Origin of the sequence: Pseudogemmobacter lacusdianii (genome assembly GCF_030848395.1) — a bacterium.
Lineage (GTDB): Bacteria > Pseudomonadota > Alphaproteobacteria > Rhodobacterales > Rhodobacteraceae > Pseudogemmobacter > Pseudogemmobacter lacusdianii.
The window spans coordinates 35,904-49,840 of the sequence record NZ_JAVDBT010000001.1 but is presented as its reverse complement, the minus strand read 5'-3'; the positions used below and the strand labels follow the sequence as shown (position 1 = coordinate 49,840).

Below are 13,937 nucleotides of genomic sequence, written 5' to 3'. Positions count from 1 at the left end.
TTACGCCCGGTCCATATGCGCGGCAGAGAAGACGCCGGGCAAAAGTTCGGCCACCGTCAACTGGCGGCGTTTGCCGTCGACCGTGGCCAAAGTGACCACGACGCCGGCAGCGGCAAATTCCGCGATCTTCTGTCGACACCCGCCGCAGCAAGGCACCGGCTCGGGGCTGTCGGCGATGACAGCGATCTCTTCAATCACCGTATCGCCCCCTGCCACCATGGCTGCGATCGCCCCGGCTTCGGCGCAAGTGCCTTCGGGATAGGCCACATTCTCGACGTTGCAGCCCTGATAGACCTGCCCGCTGGCCGCCCGCAAAGCAGCGCCCACTTTGAAGCGCGAATAGGGTGCCCAAGCCCGCTCTCGCACCGCAGCTGCGGCTTCCACCAGATCCATACCCGTCTCCGTTTCTCTGACCATTTGGTCAGGATGCAGCGCCGCGGCTCAGGCCGCAAGCGGCAGAATGCGCGGCGCGCGGGCGCTGGCCTAAGGGGCCAAAACCTCGGTGGGCGGAGCGCCGGGCAAAGACACCTCCAGCAGCTCCAAATCCTTCGAGGGCGCGGCGTAACGCGTTGCCATTCCTGGGGGAATGACGAAAGCATCGCCCGGCTCCAAGGCGTAAGGCGCCTTGCCCTCACCCTCGAGAACCATGGTGCCGCGCATCACGAAGGTGAAAAGAATATCGCCGTGATGCTTTGTCCAAGGCACTGCAGCGCCAGTGGGTCTGGCCACCATGACGCTGGCGACGCCCTTGGTTGCGGCATGGATTGTGGTGTCGCGGGCCTCAAATCCCGGGATGCGGAAGGGCGCGAAATGCCCCTCGGCGCCGATATTATGCACGAAGCGCTGGCCCTGCCATTCGCGCTCGGGGCGATAATGCGGGGTCGGCAGGGTCATCTCATGGTCAATCTCAGTGACATGATCGGCAGGAACGCCGATTTCCACCACTTGCACGCCTTCGGAATGCAGCACTTTATGGCGGATGCCGGGGGGCTGGATGAAGCAGTCTCCGGCATGGATGCGGCGAATATCCCCTTGATCTTCATAAAGAACATCAACCCAACCTGCGGTGCAGAAGATCAGCTGAAACCCCACTTTGTGGTAATGTACCATATCGGGCACCGGCCCATCGGGCACCCGGATATGGCTGGCGATCATCGCCCCGCCCAGCCGCGTCGGCACCAGATCGCGGTATTCCATCCCGGCCCGCCCGATCACCCAAGGCGCTTGATCGGCCAACCGGCGCACCACGAACGCATGCTGCGTTGCCGGGGTGATCACCGGAGGGTTCAGCGCATCGATCTCAATCCTTGTGCCATTGGGCGCGGTCAAAAGCCGCGCACCGCCCGCAAAGGCAGGGTCGTCGGTCAGAAACCGCAGACACCCCGGAGCCTCAGCTGCACCGCGTTCGATCCGCAGCCGTATTCCGTGGCCTGAGAGCACAGCCACTTGCGGATCATCCGCCGGAAAGATGCTGTCCAATCTTAGACCCAAGACCTTAGTATAGAACGGTAAATCCTTGCGCAGCTCCTGTGTCGGCAGGCGGACTTCGGCCCGAACCTCGGCATTATGCCCGCTCTCGCCCTTGCTTTGGCTTTCCATGATTGCGTCCCTGTTGATTGCGGGCGATGCTGAAACCGGCCGCAGGGATTTGCAAGCAGCGCCTAAAGCTGTTGCGCGCATGCCGTGTCTTGGCCGTGTTTCGGAAATGGTTTAATACTGAACCATCTCAGGGAGGGACCGATGGCCGAAGATCGCCAGGACGCGCGTCAGGAAGAGGCAAAACAATCCGCTCGGCAGGCCGCGCTGGATTATCACGAGTTTCCAAAGCCCGGAAAACTAGAGATCCGTGCCACCAAGCCCTTGGCAAACGGTCGCGACTTGAGCCGCGCCTATAGTCCCGGCGTGGCTGAGGCCTGCCTTGAGATCAAAGCCGAACCTGCCACCGCCAGCCGCTACACCAGCCGCGGCAACCTTGTCGGCGTCGTCTCAAACGGCACTGCAGTGCTGGGCTTGGGCAACATTGGCGCGCTGGCCTCAAAGCCGGTGATGGAGGGCAAGGCCGTGCTCTTCAAGAAATTTGCCAATATCGATTGCTTCGACATCGAGGTGAACGAATCCGACCCCTATAAGCTGGCTGAAATCGTCTGCGCGCTAGAGCCGACCTTCGGCGCGATCAACCTGGAAGACATCAAAGCTCCCGATTGTTTTATCGTTGAACAATTGTGCTGTGAGCGGATGAACATCCCGGTTTTCCACGATGATCAGCACGGCACCGCCATCGTTGTCGGCGCAGCCGCGACCAATGCGCTGCATGTTGCGGGCAAAAAGTTTGATGAGATCAAGGTGGTTTCAACCGGCGGCGGGGCGGCGGGGATCGCTTGCCTTGAGATGCTGGTGAAACTGGGCGTGCGGCGCGAGAATGTCTGGCTCTGCGATCTGGACGGGCTGGTTTATAAGGGTCGCACGGTCCAGATGACCCCGCAGAAAGAGGCCTTTGCCCAAGGCACCTCGCCTGCCTCGCTGAGCGATGTGATCGGTGGCGCGGATCTCTTCCTTGGCCTTTCCGGCCCCGGCGTTCTGACCCAAGAGATGATCGTCCAAATGGCGAAAGACCCGATCGTCTTTGCCCTTGCCAACCCCAACCCCGAAATTCTTCCCGATGATGTCCGCGCCGTGGCTCCGAGCGCGATCATTGCCACTGGCCGGTCGGATTTCCCCAATCAAGTCAACAACGTCCTGTGTTTCCCCTTCATCTTCCGGGGCGCATTGGATGTGGGCGCCACCACGATCAATGACGCGATGGAGCTGGCCTGCATCGAAGGCATCGCCGCCCTAGCGCGCGCCACCACCAGCGCCGAAGCCGCCGCCGCCTATCACGGCGAGGTCCTGAGCTTTGGCCCGGATTACCTGATCCCGAAGCCCTTTGACCCACGGCTGATCGGTGTTGTGGCCAGCGCCGTTGCCCGCGCCGCGATGGAAAGCGGCGTCGCCACCAAGCCGATCGCCGATCTCGACGCTTACCGCGAGAAGCTGAACGGCTCGGTCTTCAAATCCGCCCTGATCATGCGCCCGGTGTTCGAGGCCGCGCGTCAAGCCACACGCCGCATCATCTTTGCCGAAGGTGAGGATGAGCGGGTGCTGCGCGCCGCCAATGCCATTTTGGAAGAGACCACCGAAAAGCCGATCCTGATCGGCCGCCCCGAGGTCATCGCCATGCGCGCCGAACGCGCTGGCCTGCCGATCCGCCCAGACCGCGACTTCGAGATCGTGAACCCCGAAAGCGACACCCGTTACCGCGATTACTGGCAGACCTATCACCAATTGATGGAGCGGCGCGGCATCACCCCCGATGTGGCCCGCGCCATCATGCGCACCAATACGACCGCGATTGCCGCCATCGCCGTGCAGCGCGGTGACGCCGATAGCATGATCTGCGGCACCTTCGGGCAATACCTCTACCACCTTGATCATGTTGTGAATGTTCTGGGGCGTGACGGCCTGCGCCCGCATGGCGCGCTTTCCTTGATGATCCAAGAAGACGGCCCTCTCTTCGTTGCTGACACCCAAGTAAACCCGGTGCCGACGCCCGAACAAATCGCCGAGACCGCTATTGGCGCGGTGCGCCACGTCCGCCGCTTTGGTGTGACGCCGAAGGTGGCACTTTGCAGCCATTCCAACTTTGGCAACCTCGACAGCGATTCCGGACGACGGATGCGGGCGGCCTTGGCAATCCTTGACGCACAGAATCCGGGCTTTGAATATGAGGGCGAGATGTCGGTCGACGCCGCTCTGGACCCCGAGTTGCGCGCAAGGATCTTCCCCAGCACTCGGATGGAGGGCGCGGCCAATGTGCTGATCTTCGCCTTCACCGATGCGGCAAACACTGCCCGTAACATGCTGAAAATGCGCGCGGGCGGGCTTGAGGTCGGGCCGATCCTGATGGGGATGGGCAACCGCGCCCATATCGTCACGCCTTCGATCACCGCGCGCGGGCTTCTGAACGTCTCAGCCATCGCGGGCACACCGGTCGCGCATTATAGCTAAGACACTCATGAAACAGGGTCGGCAGCAACGATCTGCCGACCCCCAGAAGTTTGCAAACTTATCACTTCGGCAAAATCCAACCCTACAAAGCTGGCAGGTTTGCAACCTTCGCAGGGTTGTGATCCCAGAAATTGCAAATTTCCCCAAGCCGTTGCCGGTAACATCGTTGCGCGAACACGACCCCTGACGTAACACCATTGCGTGAGTGATGGGGGATTTTCGACATGGGTTACGCGCAGGTCTATGCGGATTGGCAAACCGATCCCGAGGCGTTCTGGATGAAGGCCGCCGAAGCGATTGATTGGGAGCGCAAGCCCAGTGCTGCCCTCGATGCGACGCGGGCGCCCTGTTATCAGTGGTTCACGGATGGGCTGACCAATACCTGCTGGAATGCGGTCGACCGCCATGTCGCCGCCGGGCGCGGCGAACAGCTGGCGATCATCCATGACAGCCCCGTCACCCAGTCACAAACCCGTCTCACCTATGCTGAGCTGCAAGACCGCACCGCGCGGCTCGCTGGCGCCTTGCAGGCCAAAGGTGTGACCAAAGGCGACCGGGTCATCATCTACATGCCGATGATCCCCGAAGCACTGGTGGCGATGCTGGCCTGCGCCCGGATCGGCGCGATCCACTCGGTGGTCTTCGGCGGGTTTGCCGCCAATGAGCTGGCGGTGAGGATCGATGATTGCACGCCGAAAGCCATTCTCGCCGCCTCTTGCGGCATAGAGCCAGCCCGCATCCTGCCTTACAAGCCGCTCCTCGATGCTGCCATTGCTCAGGCCAGCCATAAGCCAGAATTCTGTGTCATCCTGCAACGGCCGCAGGTCAGCGCCGAGCTGACCTTGGGCCGCGACCATGATTGGACCACGCTCACTGAGACCGCCCCCCCGGCGCCTTGCGTCCCGGTCGAGGGCACCCACCCTGCCTATATCCTTTACACCTCTGGCACGACGGGAGCGCCGAAAGGCGTGGTGCGCCCGACCGGCGGTCATATGGTGGCCCTGCACTGGACGATGCGCGCGATCTATAATTGCGGTCCGGGCGATGTCTTCTGGGCCGCCTCAGATGTGGGTTGGGTCGTCGGGCACAGCTATATCTGCTACGCGCCTCTCTTGGCGGGCTGCACCACTGTGGTCTTTGAGGGCAAACCCGTCGGCACGCCCGATGCCGGCACCTATTGGCGGGTGATCGAAGAGCACAACGTTCGCGCGCTTTTCACCGCCCCCACCGCCCTGCGCGCCATCAAACGCGAAGACCCCGAGGGCGCTTTGGTGCAGAACTACGATCTGACCTCGTTGAAGGCGCTTTACCTTGCCGGAGAACGTGCCGATCCCGACACCATCCAATGGGCGCAGCGCCATCTGAATGTGCCGGTGATCGACCATTGGTGGCAAACCGAGACCGGCTGGGCCATTGCCGCCAACCCGATGGGGATTGAGGCTTTGCCGGTGAAGATCGGCTCTCCTTCCGTCGCCATGCCCGGTTATGCGGTGCATGTTTTGGATGAGGCCGGTCATCCAGTGCCCCCCGGCACTTTGGGAGCCATCGCGGTCAAACTGCCCTTGCCGCCCGGCACGCTGCCCGGCCTTTGGAATGCCGAGGCGCGCTTTAACAAAAGCTATCTTGCGCATTTTCCCGGATATTATGAGACCGGTGATGCAGGTTACGTCGATGAGGACGGCTATCTTTACATCATGGCGCGTACCGATGATGTGATCAACGTGGCCGGACACCGGCTTTCCACCGGCGCGATGGAAGAGGTTCTGGCCAGCCATCCGGACGTGGCCGAATGCGCCGTGATCGGGGTGGCGGATGCGCTCAAAGGGCAATCGCCTTTGGGCTTTTTGTGCCTCAACCGCGGCTGCGAGCGTGAGATCTCGGCGATCACCGCCGAATGCGTGCAGCTGATGCGCGACCGCATCGGCCCGGTCGCAGATTTCAAACGCGCGCTGGTGGTGAACCGGCTGCCAAAGACCCGCTCGGGCAAGATCTTGCGCGGCACGATGGTGAAGATCGCCGATGGCACCGAGTGGAAAATGCCCGCCACCATCGACGATCCGGCGATCTTGGATGAGATCGGCGATGCGCTGCGCAGCCTTGGGCTTGGCAAAGCCTAACCACATTGGGGCAAGGGCTGGACTTGCCCCAATGCGCCATGCAAGCTTGGCCCTGAACATGGGAGCAAGGGATGCAAAGCGCGCCACAGCCACCGCCGTTTGACCCGCAGATCATGCGGCGTCTTTCCCTTGCTGGCCCTGCGTGAAAGGGTCTGCATGACACGCCCTGCCCCAACCGTGCTTTTGGTCGAGGATGCGCCGTCTTTGCGCACCATTTACCGCTCGGTTCTGGGGGCTGCAGGGTTCTCAGTCCATCTGGCAAGCACCGCAGCCGAAGGGCTGGCCGCCTTCCACCGCCACCGCCCGAACATCGTGCTGCTGGATTTGGCCCTGCCTGACCGCGACGGGCTAAGCTTGATGCGCGAAATCCTCGCTCTGACGCCCGATGTCTGCATCATCACGATGACCACCGACACCTCGGTCACGCTTGCGGTCGAGGCAATGCGCGCGGGCGCCTACGATTTTTTGGTCAAGCCCTTCGAAGACGACAGGTTTCTCTCTGCCGTCCAATCGGCCAATGCCGAGATGGAAAGTGCCACCCGCGCCCCGCCCCCCCGCCGCCGCATCGCCGGGAGTGCAGAGCAAGCCGCCTTCATCGGCTCTTCGCCCGCTATGGCGCGGGTCCAAGCGATCCTTGGCCAAGCCGCCCGTTCGATGGCCACAATCTTCATCACCGGCGAAAGTGGCACCGGCAAGGAACTTGCAGCCCTTGCCGTGCACGGCCGCTCACACCGCGCAGCAGGCCCCTTTATCGCGCTGAACTGCGGCGCGATCCCGCCAGACCTTCTGGAATCCGAAGTGTTTGGTCATATGAAAGGCAGCTTTACAGGCGCGATCACCGATAAGCCCGGTGCCGCCGCAGCGGCCGATGGCGGCACTTTGTTCCTGGATGAGATTTGCGAAATGGCGCCGCACTTGCAAACCAAGTTGCTGCGCTTTTTACAGACCTCGACCATCCAGCCGGTGGGGGCGGTACGGACGCGCAAAGTGGATGTGCGGATCATCTGCGCCACCAATCGCAACCCGATTGAGCAAGTGCGGCGCGGCCTTTTCCGCGAAGACCTTTACTACCGGCTTTACGTCGTGCCGATCGATATGCCGCCCCTGCGCGCGCGCGGCGCGGATGTGATCGAGATCGCCGAAGCCGCCTTGCGCCGCTTTTCCGCCGAAGAGGGCAAAACCTTCACCGGCTTCAGCGCCGATACAAAGGCTGAGCTGCTTTCACAAAGCTGGCCCGGCAATGTGCGTCAACTTCTGAATGTCATCCGCAATGTGGTGGTGCTGCATGACGGCGGGCTGGTCACGCCCGAGATGCTGCCCAGCAGCTTGACGGCCGAAACATCCCCCCCAAGAAGCCCGCATCCCGCGCCCACCACGGGCCAGACGCTTGCCCAAATTGAGCGCGAGGCGATTGAGCAAGCCTTGGCGCGGCATGGTGGCTCGGTGCCGCTGGCGGCGCGAGAGTTGGATGTCTCGCCCTCAACGCTCTATCGCAAGCTTGAGGGCTGGGGTATGCGGCGCGCTTAGCGCAACGCTCTGTCGGCGCTAGATAAACTGCTCACCGATCAGACGTTCTTCCAAGCCATGACCGGCATCGAACAGCAGCCTATGCGTGATTTCAGGCACCGAGAACACCTCGACCGAGACAACATCACGCACCGATGAGCGGCTGTCAGCATCGGCCATCACCGGGCGTTTTGCAGGATCAAGCACCTCAAACCGCACCCGCGCGGAATTGGGCAGAACCGCGCCGCGCCAGCGCCGCGGGCGGAAGGCCGACATGGCCGTCAAAGCCAGGACATCCGAGCCGATGGGCAAGATCGGGCCATGCGCCGAATAGTTGTAAGCCGTTGATCCTGCTGGCGTCGCAACAAGAGCACCATCGCAAGCAAGTTCAGCCAAACGCTCGCGGCCATCGATCAAAACCCGTAGCTTTGCCGCTTGCGAGCCTTGGCGCAGCAAAGACACTTCGTTGATTGCCAAAGCCTCGGTCACCTTGCCGCGGGCATTCTCGGCCCGCATGGCAAGCGGGTTGATCTTGGCTTCTTCCGCCGCCGCAAGACGCTCAAAAAGCGCGTCTTCGGCATAGCCATTCATCAAAAATCCGATGGTGCCGCAGTTCATCCCATAGACCGGCAGGTCACTTTTCGACTGGGCATGAAGCGTGTGCAGCATAAAACCATCGCCGCCCAAAGCCACGATGACATCGGCGCGGCGCGCCTCGGCCTGACCATAGATTGCCGTGAGTCGCTTGAAAGCGGCACTCGCGGCGGCGGCTCGGCTGGCGGTGAATCTGATCCGGGGTTTCATGGCCAGACCTTGGCCTTGCGGCCCGGCAAACTCAACCCCCGGCCTTTTGCAGATCTCCCCAATCGCGGCAAAAAGCGCCTATCGGCGCGCTCTGAGGTCGATACGGGTCAAAAGGTTTCGCGCAACCGCCGAAACCTGTCGCTTTCTCCTCTTTCTTACGCCCCCCCCATGCCCTAAATAGCCCAGTCCCATTTTAGGCCTGCGAAGGATTTGCCCATGAACGCCCGCGACTCCGGCTTCTTCACCGACACGCTCGCCGCGCGCGACCCCGAACTCTACGGCGCGGTCCGGTCCGAATTGGGCCGCCAGCGTCATGAGATCGAACTGATCGCCAGCGAAAACATCGTCTCGCTTGCTGTGATGGAAGCGCAAGGCTCTGTTCTGACGAACAAATATGCCGAAGGCTATCCGGGCAAGCGCTATTACGGCGGCTGCCAGTTTGTGGACGTAGCCGAGACGCTGGCGATCGAGCGCGCCAAGCAGCTGTTCAACTGCAACTATGCCAACGTGCAGCCGAATTCCGGCAGCCAGATGAACCAAGCCGTGTTCTTGGCGCTCTTGCAGCCGGGCGACACCTTCATGGGTCTGGACCTGAACTCGGGTGGCCACCTCACCCACGGCTCGCCGGTCAACATGTCGGGCAAATGGTTCAACGTGGTCTCTTATGGCGTGCGCCAGCAAGACCAGCGTCTGGATATGGAAGAGGTTCGCGCCAAAGCTTTGGAGCACCGCCCGAAACTGATCCTCGCCGGCGGCACCGCCTATAGCCGCGAGTGGGATTGGGCTGCCTTCCGCGCCATCGCCGATGAAATCGGTGCTTATCTGCATGTCGATATGGCGCATATCGCAGGCCTCGTGGCGGGTGGCGTCCATGCTTCGCCGCTGCCGCATGCCCATGTCGTCACCACCACCACGCATAAATCTCTGCGTGGCCCGCGCGGCGGCATGATCCTGTGCAATGATGAAGACATTGCAAAGAAAATGAACTCGGCCGTCTTCCCCGGCCTGCAAGGCGGCCCGCTGATGCATGTCATCGCCGCCAAAGCCGTGGCTTTCGGCGAAGCCCTGCGCCCCGAGTTCAAGGCCTATGCGGCCCAAGTCAAAGCCAATGCCGCGGCACTGGCGGATGAGCTGATGAAGGGCGGCATCGATATCGTTTCGGGCGGCACCGACAACCACCTTTGCCTCGCCGACCTGCGCCCGAAAAAGGTGACCGGCAAAGCGACCGAGGCAGCCTTGGGCCGCGCGCATCTGACCTGCAACAAGAACGGCGTGCCGTTTGACCCGGAAAAGCCCTTCGTGACCTCGGGCATCCGTCTGGGCACCCCGGCTGGCACCACCCGCGGCTTCAAAGAGGCCGAGTTCCGCCAGATCGCGCGTTGGATCGTCGAGGTTGTCGACGGTCTGGCCAAGAATGGCGAAGCTGGCAATGCCGAGGTTGAAGCCAAGGTGAAAGCTGAGGTTGAGGCACTCTGCGAGCAGTTCCCGCTTTACCCGACTTTGTAATTTTCAGCTGATTTGCTGATCAAAGGGCGCGCGATCTTCGTGCGCCCTTTTCCTTTTCGAACATCGGCGTTTTAGATGAGCCCACGCCAGTACAGCACCCCGGCAGCCAAGGCCGAGGCCGCCCCCACCGCAAAGGCCACTCTTGCGGTGGCGCCAAGCACCGCCATTCGGCGCGACTCGGCCCGGTTGATCGCGCCCAGATGGCGCACACAAATATCATAGGCCTGCGCAACTTCGCCTTCATCGATGCGCACCAAGAGCTTGGGGTTCTTCGCCATCTCGCTCGCCTCGCCCAGAAAGCGCGCAGCCTGCAACACCTTACGCGGCAAGCGCCGACCGGCCTTGCGCACTTTTTGCGAGAGCGTCTGCCCGCGCAGTTGCAGCTTTTGCTCCAAAAGCTCGGACACGCGATTGGTCATTTGGATGATCGTCACAGCACTCATAAGGCCCCCCTCCCCGATCCGCAAATCTAGCCAAGCCTTGGCCCGTTGCAACGGCTCTGGCGGGCAAAGCCCAGATTAGCTATGCATCGACGCATGCTTGCCACGATCCACCACCCCGCGACCGCAGGCGCCACGGCGCCGCCTCTTGTCATCGCCCACGGGCTATTCGGCTCGGCGCGCAACTGGGGCGTCGTTGCGCGCCGCTTGGCCGACACGCGCGATGTGATTGCGGTCGACATGCGCAACCACGGCGAAAGCCCGCGTTTTGCCAGCCATTCCTATATCGATATGGCGGCAGATCTGGCCGAGGTGGTGGCTATGGTTGGCGGCGAGGTGGACATTTTGGGCCATTCGATGGGTGGCAAGGCGGTGATGCAGCTCGCTTTGACCGCGCCGCAAGGCCTGCGCCGGATCATCGTGGCCGATATCGCACCCGTGGCTTATAACCACGATCAAGCCCCCAATGCCCGCGCCATGATGGGGCTGGATCTGACGGATCTTAACAGCCGGGCCGAGGCGGATCGTCGGCTGGCGCTGACCATTGACGAGCCGGGCCTGCGCGCCTTTTTCCTCCAATCGCTTGACCTTAAAGCCGAGGGAGGCCCGCGCTGGCGGCTGAACCTGCCGGTGCTAGAAGCTGAGATGCCAAAGATCGTCGGCTGGCCGGGCACGCTTGGTCAGTTCGAAGGCGCCGCCCTTTTCCTCACCGGCGCCGAAAGCCATTATGTGCGCCCCGAGCACCGCGAGCATATCCGCGCGCTTTTTCCCAAGGCGCGCTTTGCCAAGCTGCCGGGTGCGGGTCATCTGCTGCATGCCGAAAAGCCGCGTGAATTCGAAGAAACCCTCCGCGTGTTCCTGAACGCCTAGACCACGTCCCGAAGCCGCAAAGCCTCAAGCGCTTGCCAGTCGGCGGCGGGCAGGACATAGGCCGGAAGTGCGGTGTCTTTGCTCCAGCCGTAAAGGCAAAGGAAAGGGTTCGGCCCGACCTTGGTCAAATGCGGCCGATGGGCGGGGTTCCAAACCGGCTGATGCGCTGGCTTTTCCACCAAAGGCCGGTCCGGGCCAAAGCGCCAGCCATGTGGGCCGGTTAAGGGCGCGTACAGCTCGGGCGCAGGGTGCGCGTGATCGCGGTAAAGCACATGCGGCGCGATAAGAAAGATCCCAAGGTCGAAATCCTCGGCCCTCACCGGCGCATCCGCCCCGATCAGCGTGCAATAGGCATGCCCTTTGGCAAAAGCCGCGCCAATTTCCGCAGGTGGATAAAGATCATAGGTGATCCAATCCAGCAAAGGTGCAGCCGCGGCAATGGCACCAACAAGACCGGGATGCCCGTCAACCGCCGCGAGCGCCGGAGCTAGATGCGCCTCGACCAGCGCATTGGCGCGAGGGGTGGGCAAGTGCAACGCCCCCTGCCCCCAACGGGCCAGCAGTTGACGGATCTCCCCCACGCCCGGTCCTGGCAAGCTGGCAAGGTAGCGGTCGCATTCCTCGAGCAGTAAGCGGATCAGCGCCCCCGGCCCCGGTGCAAGATCCTCGGGCGGTGGAAGCCCGCGATCCTGTAAGACCTGCCAAGGCGGGCGGCGGTCATCGGCGGCAGCCACCCGGTAAGCCTCCAACTGCGCCGCCGAAAGCTTGCCCTCGCCGTAAAGCGCCATCGCCCGGCCATAACGCGCCCGGCCCGAACCGCGCGCGCCCAAAGGCAGGCCGAGAAGCCCGCTCATTCATTGCTCCGATAAGCCATCCGCTCATCCGCACGGGCGCGGGCGGCAGAGCGGTTCATGATGATCCCGGCCAGAACCACGCCAAGCCCCACCACAACCACCATCAATGTGGCCAAAGCGTTGATATCCGGCGTGACGCCAAGCTTGACCTTGGACCAGATCAGCAGAGGCAAGGTGGTTGACCCCGGCCCGGTGGTGAAGGAGGTGATCACCACATCATCAAGGCTGATGGTGAAGGCCAAAAGCCAACCCGACATGATCGCCGGGAAGATCACCGGCAGGGTCACATCGAACATCACCTGCCAAGGCCGCGATCCCAGATCCATCGCCGCCTCTTCAATGGCGCGGTCGGCTTGGCTCATCCGCGCCTGCACCACCGTGGTCACGAAGACCATGGAAAAGGTGATATGCGCCAAGGTCACCGTGGTGAAACCGCGCTGCGCCGGCCAGCCGATCCATTCGGCCAGCATGATGAAGAACATCAGGCTCGAAATCCCGGTGATCACCTCGGGCATGATTAGGGGCGCGGTGACCAGCCCCGAGAACAACGTCCGCCCGCGGAATTTACGAAACCGCGCCAAGGCGATGCCCGCCATCGTACCCAGAATGGTGGCGATGGTGGCCGAGATCACCGCGATCTTCAGCGACAGGATCAGCGCTGCCACCACCTGCCGGTTTGAAAACAGCGAGGCATACCATTTGGTGGAAAACCCGCCCCAAACCGTTGCCAATCGGCTTTCGTTGAAGCTGTAGACGATCATCGACAGGATCGGGATGTAGAAAAATGCAAAGCCAAAGGCCAGCATGGTGATCAAAAACATCGGGCGGCGCTTCATTTGCTGCCTCCTGCTTTGGCCTGATAATGGCTGTAAAGCATGGTCGGCACCACCATCAGCAACAGCAGCATCACCGCGATCGCCGAAGCCATCGGCCAATCCCTCGCCATGCTGAACTCATCCGAAATCAGCCGCCCAATCATCGGGCTTGAAGCATTGCCGACCAGCGAAGGGATCACCAACTCGCCCGCCGCCGGGATGAAAACCAGCATACCGCCGGCGATGATCCCTGGCACCGATTGCGGCAAGGTCACGTCCCAAAAGACCCGTGCGGGGCGCGAGCCAAGGTCCATCGCGGCCTCGTCCAGCGTCGTGTCAAGCCGCTCAAGGCTGGCGTAAAGCGGCAAGATCATGAAGGGCAGATAGGTGTAGACCATGACCAGCACGACGGCGAAATTGCTGTTCATCATCGGGATCGAGCGCACCGCCCAATCGATTGGCACAAGGAAATTCCACGCGTCGGTCAGCATCCCGTTGAACCAGCTGTTGCGGCCCATCAGCCCCATCCATGCGTAAACGCGCAACAGGAATGAGGTCCAGAACGGCAAAATCACCAGCATCAACAGGATGTTGCGCCAGCTTGGCGCCACGCGCACCAAGCCCAGCGCCATCGGATAGCCGATGAAAAGGCACAAGATCATCGCGATCCCGGCATTCATCACCGAGGTTAGGAAGGCCCGCAGATAGAGCCCATCCGAGAGCACCCGCTGATAGGGCTCCCAGTTCAAAAGCGGCACCTCACCGCCCCAGCTGATCGGCGGCGCGGTCGAGGTTTTGGTGGCGACCGACATCGCCACCACGATCAGGAACGGCACAAGGAACAAAAGCAAAAGCCAGATATATGGCCCGCCGATCAGAATGTCGGACCAGCCGCGCCGGTCAAGCCAACGCGCGAAGGCCCCGCCCTGCCGGGGCTCTACCGGGGCGGTGGCATCGCGGAGCGTGCTGGGCTCTGCCATG

Annotated in this window: 12 protein-coding genes; 5 read left to right on the top strand and 7 right to left on the bottom strand. The window is 62.1% G+C overall.

What is annotated here, in order from left to right; all coding sequences use genetic code 11:
• Together Q9295_RS00220 and Q9295_RS00215 are read right to left on the bottom strand one after the other, a co-directional pair.
• On the bottom strand, positions 1-417 hold the full coding sequence (locus Q9295_RS00220; protein ID WP_306678233.1) for a cytidine deaminase: 417 nt from the start codon (positions 415-417) through the stop codon (positions 1-3).
• Between the two features lie 66 nt (positions 418-483).
• Entirely contained in the window at positions 484-1,599 is a 1,116-nt protein-coding gene (locus tag Q9295_RS00215) for a cupin domain-containing protein (protein WP_306678231.1), read from the bottom strand.
• A 141-nt stretch (positions 1,600-1,740) separates the two neighbouring features.
• Here Q9295_RS00215 and Q9295_RS00210 point away from each other — a divergent pair, with 141 nt between their 5' ends.
• The 3 genes from Q9295_RS00210 to Q9295_RS00200 all read left to right on the top strand — a co-directional run bounded on the left by Q9295_RS00210 (position 1,741) and on the right by Q9295_RS00200 (position 7,688).
• Complete coding sequence (locus Q9295_RS00210) at positions 1,741-4,044, top strand: NADP-dependent malic enzyme (protein ID WP_306678229.1); 2,304 nt, start codon at positions 1,741-1,743, stop codon at positions 4,042-4,044.
• A gap of 224 nt (positions 4,045-4,268) precedes the next feature.
• Entirely contained in the window at positions 4,269-6,161 is a 1,893-nt protein-coding gene (locus Q9295_RS00205; RefSeq protein ID WP_306678227.1) for a propionyl-CoA synthetase, read from the top strand.
• Between the two features lie 156 nt (positions 6,162-6,317).
• Positions 6,318-7,688, top strand: coding sequence for a sigma-54-dependent transcriptional regulator (locus Q9295_RS00200; RefSeq protein WP_306678225.1), 1,371 nt, complete (start codon positions 6,318-6,320; stop codon positions 7,686-7,688).
• A gap of 18 nt (positions 7,689-7,706) precedes the next feature.
• Here Q9295_RS00200 and Q9295_RS00195 read toward each other — a convergent pair whose 3' ends face one another.
• Complete coding sequence (locus tag Q9295_RS00195; protein WP_306678223.1) at positions 7,707-8,471, bottom strand: NAD kinase; 765 nt, start codon at positions 8,469-8,471, stop codon at positions 7,707-7,709.
• 216 nt (positions 8,472-8,687) lie between these two features.
• Here Q9295_RS00195 and glyA point away from each other — a divergent pair, with 216 nt between their 5' ends.
• Positions 8,688-9,977 carry a serine hydroxymethyltransferase gene (gene glyA, locus Q9295_RS00190; protein WP_306678222.1) on the top strand — a complete coding sequence of 430 codons (1,290 nt, stop codon included), beginning with the start codon at positions 8,688-8,690 and terminating at the stop codon, positions 9,975-9,977.
• Positions 9,978-10,048: 71 nt separating this feature from the next.
• Here the strand turns inward: glyA and Q9295_RS00185 are convergent, their stop codons facing one another.
• Positions 10,049-10,420 (bottom strand): hypothetical protein, encoded by a 372-nt coding sequence (locus Q9295_RS00185; protein WP_306678221.1) that lies wholly within the window; start codon positions 10,418-10,420, stop codon positions 10,049-10,051.
• A 93-nt stretch (positions 10,421-10,513) separates the two neighbouring features.
• Here Q9295_RS00185 and Q9295_RS00180 point away from each other — a divergent pair, with 93 nt between their 5' ends.
• Positions 10,514-11,287, top strand: coding sequence for an alpha/beta fold hydrolase (locus Q9295_RS00180; RefSeq protein WP_306678220.1), 774 nt, complete (start codon positions 10,514-10,516; stop codon positions 11,285-11,287).
• Here the strand turns inward: Q9295_RS00180 and Q9295_RS00175 are convergent.
• From Q9295_RS00175 to Q9295_RS00165, 3 genes are read right to left on the bottom strand one after another with little or no spacing between them, the layout of a single operon-like run.
• Positions 11,284-12,141, bottom strand: a complete 858-nt coding sequence (locus Q9295_RS00175; RefSeq protein ID WP_306678218.1) for a dimethylsulfonioproprionate lyase family protein — start codon at positions 12,139-12,141, stop codon at positions 11,284-11,286. The two genes, Q9295_RS00180 and Q9295_RS00175, sit on opposite strands and share 4 nt — an antisense overlap.
• Positions 12,138-12,977 (bottom strand): ABC transporter permease subunit, encoded by an 840-nt coding sequence (locus tag Q9295_RS00170; protein ID WP_306678216.1) that lies wholly within the window; start codon positions 12,975-12,977, stop codon positions 12,138-12,140. Before Q9295_RS00170 ends, Q9295_RS00175 begins: the two co-directional genes overlap by 4 nt.
• Positions 12,974-13,936: an ABC transporter permease gene (locus tag Q9295_RS00165; protein ID WP_306678214.1), complete on the bottom strand. Its 963-nt coding sequence runs from the start codon at positions 13,934-13,936 to the stop codon at positions 12,974-12,976. The genes Q9295_RS00170 and Q9295_RS00165 overlap by 4 nt, the downstream gene beginning before the upstream one ends.
• Position 13,937 lies beyond the last annotated feature (1 nt).

Excerpts from the sequence above, each read along its gene's own strand:
- Q9295_RS00210 (WP_306678229.1), top strand. The coding sequence starts at position 1,741 with ATGGCCGAAGATCGCCAGGACGCGCGTCAGGAAGAGGCAAAACAATCC.
- Q9295_RS00165 (WP_306678214.1), bottom strand. The coding sequence starts at position 13,936 with ATGGCAGAGCCCAGCACGCTCCGCGATGCCACCGCCCCGGTAGAGCCC.
- Q9295_RS00180 (WP_306678220.1), top strand. The coding sequence starts at position 10,514 with ATGCTTGCCACGATCCACCACCCCGCGACCGCAGGCGCCACGGCGCCG.
- Q9295_RS00220 (WP_306678233.1), bottom strand. The coding sequence starts at position 417 with ATGGTCAGAGAAACGGAGACGGGTATGGATCTGGTGGAAGCCGCAGCT.
- Q9295_RS00215 (WP_306678231.1), bottom strand. The coding sequence starts at position 1,599 with ATGGAAAGCCAAAGCAAGGGCGAGAGCGGGCATAATGCCGAGGTTCGG.
- glyA (WP_306678222.1), top strand. The coding sequence starts at position 8,688 with ATGAACGCCCGCGACTCCGGCTTCTTCACCGACACGCTCGCCGCGCGC.
- Q9295_RS00175 (WP_306678218.1), bottom strand. The coding sequence starts at position 12,141 with ATGAGCGGGCTTCTCGGCCTGCCTTTGGGCGCGCGCGGTTCGGGCCGG.
- Q9295_RS00195 (WP_306678223.1), bottom strand. The coding sequence starts at position 8,471 with ATGAAACCCCGGATCAGATTCACCGCCAGCCGAGCCGCCGCCGCGAGT.
- Q9295_RS00170 (WP_306678216.1), bottom strand. The coding sequence starts at position 12,977 with ATGAAGCGCCGCCCGATGTTTTTGATCACCATGCTGGCCTTTGGCTTT.
- Q9295_RS00185 (WP_306678221.1), bottom strand. The coding sequence starts at position 10,420 with ATGAGTGCTGTGACGATCATCCAAATGACCAATCGCGTGTCCGAGCTT.
- Q9295_RS00205 (WP_306678227.1), top strand. The coding sequence starts at position 4,269 with ATGGGTTACGCGCAGGTCTATGCGGATTGGCAAACCGATCCCGAGGCG.
- Q9295_RS00200 (WP_306678225.1), top strand. The coding sequence starts at position 6,318 with ATGACACGCCCTGCCCCAACCGTGCTTTTGGTCGAGGATGCGCCGTCT.